This window comes from Gemmiger formicilis (assembly GCF_016901605.1).
Lineage (GTDB): Bacteria > Bacillota > Clostridia > Oscillospirales > Ruminococcaceae > Gemmiger > Gemmiger formicilis_B.
Window position 1 is genome coordinate 1 of record NZ_JACJKP010000143.1, and the last position, 8,061, is coordinate 8,061.

General features: G+C 58.6%; 8 protein-coding genes. 3 read left to right on the forward strand and 5 right to left on the reverse strand.

Annotated features, from left to right (window positions below):
• The 3 genes from H6B10_RS10830 to H6B10_RS10840 all read right to left on the reverse strand — a co-directional run.
• The coding region (locus H6B10_RS10830; RefSeq protein ID WP_204651620.1) for an ABC transporter ATP-binding protein at positions 1-1,056 on the reverse strand (1,056 nt) is incomplete at its 3' end.
• Position 1,057: 1 nt separating this feature from the next.
• Positions 1,058-3,277, reverse strand: a complete 2,220-nt coding sequence (locus H6B10_RS10835; protein WP_204651621.1) for an ABC transporter ATP-binding protein — start codon at positions 3,275-3,277, stop codon at positions 1,058-1,060.
• Positions 3,261-3,776 (reverse strand): MarR family winged helix-turn-helix transcriptional regulator, encoded by a 516-nt coding sequence (locus H6B10_RS10840; RefSeq protein WP_345941744.1) that lies wholly within the window; start codon positions 3,774-3,776, stop codon positions 3,261-3,263. Before H6B10_RS10840 ends, H6B10_RS10835 begins: the two co-directional genes overlap by 17 nt.
• A gap of 437 nt (positions 3,777-4,213) precedes the next feature.
• On the opposite strand from H6B10_RS10840, the gene H6B10_RS10845 reads away from it, so the two are divergent.
• Genes H6B10_RS10845 through H6B10_RS10855 form a run of 3 tightly spaced genes read left to right on the forward strand, consistent with a single transcriptional unit; the run spans position 4,214 to position 6,060 of the window.
• Positions 4,214-4,645 carry an Lrp/AsnC family transcriptional regulator gene (locus H6B10_RS10845; protein ID WP_204651622.1) on the forward strand — a complete coding sequence of 144 codons (432 nt, stop codon included), beginning with the start codon at positions 4,214-4,216 and terminating at the stop codon, positions 4,643-4,645.
• Between the two features lie 15 nt (positions 4,646-4,660).
• The gene (locus H6B10_RS10850; RefSeq protein ID WP_204651623.1) at positions 4,661-5,050 is read left to right on the forward strand and encodes a hypothetical protein; all 390 of its coding nucleotides are present in this window, start codon (positions 4,661-4,663) and stop codon (positions 5,048-5,050) included.
• Positions 5,051-5,070: 20 nt separating this feature from the next.
• Entirely contained in the window at positions 5,071-6,060 is a 990-nt protein-coding gene (locus tag H6B10_RS10855; protein ID WP_204651624.1) for a glycosyltransferase family 2 protein, read from the forward strand.
• A gap of 68 nt (positions 6,061-6,128) precedes the next feature.
• Here H6B10_RS10855 and H6B10_RS10860 read toward each other — a convergent pair whose 3' ends face one another.
• Positions 6,129-6,704 carry a nucleotidyltransferase family protein gene (locus H6B10_RS10860; protein WP_204651625.1) on the reverse strand — a complete coding sequence of 192 codons (576 nt, stop codon included), beginning with the start codon at positions 6,702-6,704 and terminating at the stop codon, positions 6,129-6,131.
• Positions 6,701-8,061: xanthine dehydrogenase family protein molybdopterin-binding subunit (locus H6B10_RS10865; RefSeq protein WP_204651626.1), on the reverse strand; the 1,361-nt coding region annotated here is incomplete at its 5' end. The genes H6B10_RS10865 and H6B10_RS10860, both read right to left, overlap by 4 nt.

Below are 8,061 nucleotides of genomic sequence, written 5' to 3' on the forward strand. Positions count from 1 at the left end.
ACGGCGGGCCGGATCGGCGGTCTGGTCCTCCTCTTCCTCACCCAGGAACTCAAACACCCGTTCCGCAGCGGCGGCCATGCTTTGCAGCATGTTGGACACCTGCGAAAGCTGCTGGATGGGCTGGGTAAAGTTTTTCACATACTGGATGAATGCCTGGATATCGCCGATGGTGATGATGCCGCCCGCGGCAAAGATGCTGCCCACGATGGCCACCGCCACATAGCCCAGGTTGCCCACAAAGTTCATGATGGGCATCATCAGGCCGGAGAGGAACTGGCTCTTCCAGGCAGAGGCATAGAGCTGGTCGTTGGCGGCGTTGAATTCCTCCAGCACAGCCTGTTCCCGGTTGAACGCCTTGATAACGTTATGGCCGGAGTAGACTTCTTCCACCTGGCCGTTGACCACGCCCAGGGTTGCCTGCTGGGCTTTGAAGAACCGCTGGCTGAAATGCACCACGATCATGACCAGTACCAGCGAAACCGGCAGGATCAGCAGCGCAATGAGGGTCATCTGGGGGCTGATGGACAGCATCATGACCAGTACACCGATCATGGTGGTAACGCTGGTGATCAGCTGGGTGATGCTCTGGTTCAGGCTCTGGCCCAGGGTATCCACATCGTTGGTGATGCGGGAAAGTACCTCGCCCACGGTACGCTTTTCAAAATAGGCCAGGGGCAGGCGGTTGATCTTCTCGCTGATCTGGCGGCGGAAATCATAACAGATCTTCTGGGAAAGACCGCTCATCAGCCAGCTTTGCACAAAGCTGAACGCCGAGGAGAGCAGGTACATGCCCAGCAGGATCAACAGGATGCGGCCGATGAAAACGAAATCGATACTGCCGGTGCCCCGCAGTTTGGCTACCCAGCCGGTAGCCAGTGCCGTGGTGGCCTGTGCCAGCACCTTGGGACCCGCAATATTGAAAATGGTGGAAAGAACGGCAAATACGATGACCACGGCCATCGAAATTTTGTAACGGCCCATCTCCCGCAGCAGCTGCCGCAGTGTGCCCTTGAAATCCTTGGCACGGTCGGTCGTCATGCGTCCGGGTCTTGGCATATCACTCACCCTCCTTCTGTAATCCCAATTCTTTCTGGCTCAGCTGGCTGCGCGCAATTTCCTGGTATTCCGGGCAGGTTTCCAGCAGCTGCGCATGGGTGCCGATGCCCACGATCTTGCCCTCGTCCAGAACCATGATCTGGTTGGCATGCAGCACCGTAGAAATGCGCTGGGCCACGATGATCACGGTGGCGTTGTCGGTCTGGGCTTTCAGGGCGCGGCGCAGGGCCACATCGGTCTTATAATCCAGTGCCGAGAAACTGTCGTCAAACAGGTAGACTCTGGGATGCTTGGCAATGGCCCGGGCAATGGACAGGCGCTGTTTCTGGCCGCCGGACACGTTGGTGCCGCCCTGGGCAATGGGGCTTTGGAAGCCTTCCGGCTTGGCTTCGATAAAATCGGTAGCCTGGGCAATGGCCGCCGCATCCCGGATGTCGCCGTCCGAAATCTGCGGGCCGCCGAACTTTAGGTTGGATTCAATGGTGCCGCTGAACAGCACACCTTTCTGGGGCACATAGCCCAGCAGATCATGCAGGGTGTGCTGGGGCATATCCCGCACATCCACCCTGTCGATGGTCACCCGTCCGCCGGTCACATCGTAGAACCGGGGGATCAGGTTGAGCAGCGTGGATTTGCCACAGCCCGTGGAACCGATGATAGCCGTAGTTTTGCCGGGGCGGGCGGTAAAGCTGATATGTTCCAACGCGTCATCGTCGGCGCCGGGATAACGGAAGCTGACATCCTCAAACCGGACCACGCCGTCCCAGTGGCTGCGCTGCAGCGCTTTCCGGGCCACCGGTTCCTCCGGGTCGTGGATGGTGGCGGGGGTATGGATCACTTCGTCGATACGGTCGGCGGCCACACCGGCACGGGGCAGCATGATGGCCACCATAGCCAGCATCAGGAAGGACATGACGATCTGCATGGTGTAGGTAATGAAAGCGATCATCTCGCCCACCTGCATGTTGCCGGCATCCATAGCTTTGCCGCCGAACCAGACGATCAGCAGGCTGGTGCCGTTCATGATGAGGGTCATAAAGGGCATCATACCGGCCATGGTGCGGTTGGTGAACAGCTGGGTGCGCATCAGGTCCCGGTTGGCGCGGTCGAAACGTTCTTCCTCAAATTTTTCGCGGCTGAAGGCGCGCACCGGCATGATACCGGTAAGGATTTCCCGGCTGACCAGGTTAAGCCGGTCCACCAGGGTCTGCATCAGCTTGAATTTGGGCATGGCAATGGTCATCAGCACGCCGATGAGCACCAGCAGCGCCGCCACTGCCAGGAAGGTGATCCAGGTCAGGCCGGTATTGCTGCGGGCCACATGCATGATGCCGCCAATGCCCAAAATGGGCGCATAAGCCACCATGCGCAGCAGGATCACACAGACAAACTGTACCTGCTGGATATCGTTGGTGGTACGGGTAATAAGGGATGCGGTGGAGAACTGTTCGATTTCGGCATGAGAAAAGCCGATAACCGCCGAGAAGGTTTCCCGCCGCAGGTCCCGGCCGATGGAAGCCGACACCCGGGAGGCCACAAAGCCTACCGCAATGGCCACAGCCACCATCAGCAGGGTCAGGCCCAGCATCTGGCCGCCCACCCGCCACAGATAGGCCATCTGTACATCGTGGGCAATGCCCTGTGCCTCATATTCCAGGCTGACCAGCAGCATGGCCTGGCTGGCCATGCTTTCGGCCACCGAATCGTCCACCGCTGCCATGGCACCGGCCAGCTGCTGCTGTACCGCTTCCCGGCTGAACTCCGGCGCCTGGGCCATCATGGAAAACTGCGTTGTCACCGCGTCCAGATCGGTCCAGGCGGGGGTCACGGTCTCGGTGGTCCCCTGGGCGGCTGCCGCGTGCTGGGCCGCCGCCATATACAATACAATATCCGGCGTGGTAAAAGCTTCTTCCAGCTCCGGCATGGCGGCGGTGGCATCGTGGGCCAGGGTCCGCACACCGTTTTCGTCCGGCTCACTGTACCACTGTTCCGCCAGAGCGGCGTCCTCCTCGGTCATAAGCAGTTCCAGCGCCTGCAGGGTGGTGTCCCGCACCGATTCCGGCACAGTGCTCTCGATACCGCCCTGCTGGATGCCTACATCCACGATCTTGCTGGTGTAATCAGGCAGCGAAAGATCGCAGTACGCCTGTACCGCCAGCAAGGCAAATACAACCAGACAGGCCGCCCAGTGACGGCCCAATTGCTTAAAGATCTTGCCCATCGGCAGCTTCCCCCTTTGTATGTGCGGCCTGTTGCATGGCCGCGGTTTCCGCTTCCAGCGCATCGATCAGCACATTGCGCAGCTGCAGCATCTGCTCCAGCTGCGCCGGGTCAATCCGCGCCATCACACGGTTGAAATATTCGTTCAGCACCTGCTCGCACTGGTGCAGGGCGCTCTCCCCTTCCGGTGTCAGGCGCACCAGCGTCTTGCGGCGGTCCTGGGGATCAGTCTGGCGAATCACCATGCCGTCCTGTTCCAACAGCCGAAGCCCCCGGGAAACCGCCGGCAGCGGCTGCTGCACATGGTGCGCCAGTTCGCTGACACCGATGGCACCGTCACTGCCGTAAGTCTGGATGCTGTAATCCAACCGTTCCAGCATACCGAACCGGCATTTGGGCGCCGTTGCCAGCGCAGCCCGCATCCCACGCTTGGATGCTTCCTGCAGGCGGCCCATATAATGGATCATCCCGTGCAGTTCCATCTTCACTTTGTCCGGCACAAGTTTCTCCCTCCTCATTTATTTAACACATGATAACTATTAACAGTTGACAATAATATACTCTCCTGCCACCGTATGCAAGAGGGTTATGCAAATATTTGCGAAAAATTCATAATTTGTGAACTGTATACAAAAAACACAAAAGCCCGCAGTTACCTGCGGGCTTTTGTGCATAGAGGGGTGGGAAAGTATATAAAGGTCAGAGAATGTCGTGATTGATAACAGTTATTATTATAGCTTTTATTCTTAATTTGTCAAACGCCGCACTTGTATTTTGTTTTTCAAAATATTATAATGTTTCCAGAAACGCTTAATTTAATTTAGTTTGTTTTGCAAAAAGCACACTTTTTCAATTTTGTCAAACCGCACAACGGCACTTTTCTTCATTTTATTTTTTTGTGCGCATTATACAAAAAGAAAACGAGGTTTCATTCTTCATGGACGAACTGGACCATAAAATTCTGCAGCTGTTGGCAGAAAATGCACGTATGCCCGTCAAAGATATCGCCCAGCGGGTCAGCCTGACCAGCCCGGCGGTATCCAGCCGCATCCATCGCCTGGAGCAGGAAGGCATCATCGGCGGCTACACCGTGGTACTCCGTAACCCCGGCGCCCCCGCCCGGGTAGAGGCGCTGATCTCGGTTCTGGTGGACGCCGCCACCCGCGCCAACTTTTTGGCAATGATCGAGCAGGAGCCCCAGGTGCTGCAGTGCTTCCGGGTGACCGGCAGTTACAATTTTATTGTAAAGGTCAGCTGCACCGACATTGATGCCCTGGAACATCTGCTGACGAAAATGCAAAAACTGGGTTCCACCAATACCCAAATCATTCTGAACACACAGCTGGACCGCAACCTGGCCCTGGAATAACGGAGGTATCCCCCCATGCGTTACTGCAAAAACTGCGGTCTGCTGGCCCCACAGGACGCGGACCGCTGCCCCCAGTGCGGCGCGCCGCTGCCGCCCCTGCCCGCCCAGGCCCCCGTGGCTTCCTCGGGGCCCCACTATCATGAGCCAAAACCCACCGGTGTGCCGGCTCTTTCGGAAGGGGCCACACTGGCAACCCTGCTGCTTTTTTCCATTCCGATTGCAGGGTTCATTCTCTCTTTGGCGTGGAGTTTCGGATTCACCCATAACCCGGCGCGGCGGCGTCTGGCTCAGGCCTGGCTGATCCGTACCCTGATCATCGCGGTCATTGTCACGGCACTGGCCATTTGGCTGGCGCTGATGTTTGCCGCTGCCATGAGCAACCCCTACTATTATTATGCCTTCTGACAGGCAGGCAAGGAGAAGCGATGAAAGCATCCGTCATCATCCCCAACCTCAACGGCGCCGGCTGGCTGCGGGATTCCATTGAATCCATCTGGAATCAGACCGAGCAGGATTTTGAGTTGATCGTCATTGACAACGGCTCCACCGATGAAAGTCTGGAGATTGCACGCAGCTACCGCGGCCGCGACCGCTACACGCTGATTGAAAACACCGAGAACACCGGTTTTTCCCACGCTGTAAACCAGGGCATTGCCGTTGCCAAAGGCGAATACATGGCCCTGTTCAACAACGACGCCTTTGCCGATCCCGACTGGCTGGCAGAACTGATCAAAACCGCAGACGCCGACCCCCGCATTTTTGCGGTAAGCAGCCTGATGCTGCGCTACTATGAACCGGAACTGGCCGACGATGCCGGTGACTATGTGACCATTCTGGGCTTTGCCTGCAAACGGGGCGACGGCCTGAAAGCCAGCCGTTACACCAAGCCCTGCCGGGTGTTCAGCGCCTGCGGCGGCGCAGCCCTTTACCGCAAGTCCATCCTGGATGAGATCGGTGTATTCGACGAACTGTTCTTTGCCTATTATGAGGACGTGGACCTTTCCTGGCGGGCCAACAATTTCGGCTACAAAAACGTCTACTGCCCCACCGCCCGCTGCCGCCACATCTGCGGCGCCACCACCGGCGCAGTGCGGTACAATCCCTTCAAGAGCATCCAGAGCGGACGCAACAGCATTTTGCTGCCCTACAAGAACCAACCGCTGCTGATGTTGATCATCAACTTTATCCCCATGCTGCTGGGGTATCTGCTGAAGGTGGTCATGTTCCGGCTGCGGGGCTTTGGCGGCGACTATGCCAAAGGCTTTGCCGAAGCCCGGGTAGCTCTGCCCAAGCTGAACAAGCCCCCCTTCCGCTGGCGTAACCTGCCCAACTATCTGTGGGTAGAGTGCAGCCTGATTGCCGGGCTGTTCCGGTACATCGTCTACCGGGTACAGCGCGCCCTCAAGATCACCTGATCTGTCTGCTTTTTCCATCAAACAAAAGAACGCCGGACCTAAGCGGTCCGGCGTTCTTTTTAGGTTGATCACTTTTCCATATCGGCAGGGCGATCCATATCCCGCAGTTCTTCGGGCAGGCATTCCACCCGCAAAAGCCGCTGGGGGTACAGGTTCAGCACAGCCCGACCGCCCCGGTCCCCCTGCAGCGCATAGAGTTCCGGCACCAGCGCCGCGCAGAACAGCCCCGGATTGCCCACCCGGTCCCCGCAGGACGCGGTAGCCGCCCAGGTGCCGGGCGTTGCCAGTTCCAGAAAACGCACCACCGTTTCGGCCCGCAGGTGGGGTTGATCCGCCACCGCAAACAGAAGAAAATCCTGCGGCGGCAGCGGCTCCAGTGCATCCAGCCCGGCCCGGATGCTGTAGCTTTGCCCCAGCAAACTTTGCGGACTGGGCACCGCCGCAGCTCCCAGGGCGCGGGCTGCACAGGCAATGGCAGGGGTGTTGGTCACTACCGTCAGGTCCGTGTCCCCGTGGGCGGCACAAACCGAAGCCAGCGTTTGAAGCCCGTGCAAAAACAACGGTTTTCCGTTATAATCCGTCAGCAGTTTGTCGGCGCCAAAGCGTCGGGAAGCCCCTGCCGCCAGAAAGATACAATGGGTCATTGCCCGTTTGCCTGCAAGCCCATGAGGACTTTTTCCGGCGTGATGGGCAGTTCACGGAACCACAGCCCGGTAGCGCGGAACACCGCATGGGCAATGGCCGGTGACGGCGTGTTGATGACGATTTCGCCAATGGACTTGGCACCGAAGGGGCCGGTAGGTTCATAACTGGATTCGAATTCCACCTGCAGGTGACCCATATCCAGCCGGGTGGGAATTTTATACTGCATCAGAGAGTTTTCCCGGATACGGCCCTGGTCGGTGTAGGTCACATCCTCAAACAGGGCCATGCCGATGCCCTGCACAATGCCGCCCTCGGTCTGGACGCGGGCCAGATTGGGGTTGATGGGTGTACCGCAGTCCACCACAGCCTTGTAATCCAGAACCGTGATGCCGCCGGTTTCCTTGTCCAGCTCGATCTCCACCATACCCACCATGAAGGGCGGCGGCGAAACGGGCGAAGAATGGGTGGCCGTAGCCTGTACGGGGGTATGGTTGGAGCACTGGGACTTTACCGCCAGGTCTGCCAGGCTGATCTCGGCCGTGCCGTCACAGCGGCGCACAACCTTGCCGGCAAATTCCACATCGCCGGGTTCACACTGCAACGCCTCGGCGGCCAGAACACAAAGCTGTTCCTTCAGTTTTTCGCAGGCCTGTTCCACCGCCTTGCCGGTAACGTAGGTCGTGGAGGAAGCATAGGAGCCGGAATCGTAGGGCGAAGCGTCGGAATCGGCGCCGAATACCGCCACATTGTCCAGATCGCAGTCCATGCACTCGGCCACCATCTGGGCCAGAATGGTATCGCAGCCGGTGCCCATGTCGGCGGCACCGATGGTCAGGTTATAGAAGCCGTCATCGCTGAGTTTGACGGTGGCAGAACCCACGTCCACCCCGGAAATGCCCGACCCCTGCATGGCCATGGCCACACCGGCGGTACGGACTTTGCCGTTGCCCATATCCCGCACCGGGAATTTGGCATCCCAGTCAAACAGTTCCTTGCAGCGGGCCATGCAGCGGTCCAGGGCACAGGCGTTGGCGGGTTCGTTGTAGTAGGCGGGCATAATCATGCCTTCCCGCACCATGTTCTGTTCCCGCAGTGCCACCGGGTCCACGCCCAGCCGATCGGCCAGTTCGCTGACGGCGCTTTCCACCGCAAAGATGCCCTGGGTGGCACCGTAACCGCGGTAGGCACCGGCGGCCTGTACGTTGGTATACACCACATCATAGGCAAAACGGAACGCTTCCAGGCTGCCCGTATACAGCGGAATGGACTTATGGCCGGACAGGCCCACCGTGGTGGGACCGTGCTCACTGTAGGCGCCGGTGTTGGACAATGTGTAGACATCCAGTGCGCGGATCT

Coding starts and splice junctions, on each gene's coding strand:
- H6B10_RS10835 (WP_204651621.1), bottom strand. CDS start 3,277: ATGGGCAAGATCTTTAAGCAATTGGGCCGTCACTGGGCGGCCTGTCTG.
- H6B10_RS10855 (WP_204651624.1), top strand. CDS start 5,071: ATGAAAGCATCCGTCATCATCCCCAACCTCAACGGCGCCGGCTGGCTG.
- H6B10_RS10845 (WP_204651622.1), top strand. CDS start 4,214: ATGGACGAACTGGACCATAAAATTCTGCAGCTGTTGGCAGAAAATGCA.
- H6B10_RS10860 (WP_204651625.1), bottom strand. CDS start 6,704: ATGACCCATTGTATCTTTCTGGCGGCAGGGGCTTCCCGACGCTTTGGC.
- H6B10_RS10850 (WP_204651623.1), top strand. CDS start 4,661: ATGCGTTACTGCAAAAACTGCGGTCTGCTGGCCCCACAGGACGCGGAC.